3 protein-coding genes are annotated in these 1,175 nt (G+C 41.5%); 1 reads left to right on the top strand and 2 read right to left on the bottom strand.

All coding sequences use genetic code 11. The features are described 5' to 3' along the window. Positions 1-22 precede the first annotated feature (22 nt). Both ACP5J3_RS14820 and ACP5J3_RS14825 read right to left on the bottom strand, forming a co-directional pair. A complete protein-coding gene (locus ACP5J3_RS14820) occupies positions 23-391 on the bottom strand; it encodes a hypothetical protein (protein ID WP_428496381.1) in 369 nt (122 codons plus the stop codon). Between the two features lie 183 nt (positions 392-574). Beyond that, positions 575-877 carry a hypothetical protein gene (locus ACP5J3_RS14825; protein ID WP_428496382.1) on the bottom strand — a complete coding sequence of 101 codons (303 nt, stop codon included), beginning with the start codon at positions 875-877 and terminating at the stop codon, positions 575-577. 118 nt (positions 878-995) lie between these two features. Between ACP5J3_RS14825 and ACP5J3_RS14830 the strand changes: the two genes are divergently transcribed. Continuing rightward, a partial coding sequence (locus ACP5J3_RS14830) for a hypothetical protein (protein ID WP_428496383.1) occupies positions 996-1,175 on the top strand: 180 nt, incomplete at its 3' end.

The raw sequence follows: 1,175 nt of genomic DNA on the forward strand, positions 1-1,175 counted from the left end.
CTGGGTAGCTTAACTGATATAATCATTCTACAACCACAATGTCGAAGCCATTAGCCTTAAGCGCGTCGAATTGCTGAAACAGTGTAATGTAATCGCTAGCCTCCCGCTCAAGCTCTTCCACAGCTTTCTTTACAAACTCCTCGACGTAGTTTGCAAACTCGGTAAGAGGCACGGTTGCTACCACATTTTCGTTCTCATCAACAAAAATAGCTGAACCGTTTTCAATTCTATACCTCAATGTGATCTCTTTTGTAAATGTCTCCTCAACAACTTCAGTTGCAATATTCAGAGAGATTTGGATATCCAGCGCCATGTATGGCACTACGTTTATCTTCACATCTACACTTTTATTTATACCCCCCGTTTTTTGGGTTTCTTGTTCGGTTCTCATGACAATGAGAACTTTCAATCTTTATAACAGTGATGTTCGACTAGTGTCGGTATTATCTTCAGCTAAATATGAAAATTGTAAAGAGTAGTAGATTAGAGGCGAGTGGGAGAATAAAGAGAATAGAGGGTGGAAATGGGAAAAGATCTAAGCCAGAAAAAAAAAGATTAGTTTTGAACAGTGGCGCTATTCCAGCTCCTCCAGCTCCTTAAACCTCTCCTCCACCTCCTTAATATACTCCTCCATAATGGAGTCGTACAGTTGGGCCATATACTTGTATTCGTCGTCGCTTAGCTTGTCGACGATTTCTTCACACTCCTCTCTCCTACTAGCATATGCACACATGATGTCTGAGAATTTGTCAAGCTCGCTGTGGTAGTACAAGCAATCCAAGGCTGGGTCTGGAGACACATTCCAGCACCAGTGAATAACCCCGTCGACTATTTCATCTACAAGCCTCTCTATTTCGGTTTTACGTTCGGTGTTCATGATCTTGAGAACAGACTTACTTATAACAGTGATGTTCGTCAATTGTCGGTATTACTTTCGGCTTTTGGCTATGGATAACTGTCTGTAGGACATATAAGTATATGGCGTTCAAGCATACATGAAAGATGTGTACATAATTAGGCTCAATATTGAAAGTCCTGAAGATGGGGAGTTGAAAGCCGTAGTTAACTCAGTGGCCTCCACGCTGTACTACTACATGCACAAGTACTTTTACCACCACCCAACACTCGGCTTTCTTTCTTTTGAACCTCCGTATGAAAAGCTAAAGGAGCTACTT

The organism is Pyrobaculum sp., from assembly GCF_049971835.1.
GTDB lineage: Archaea > Thermoproteota > Thermoprotei > Thermoproteales > Thermoproteaceae > Pyrobaculum.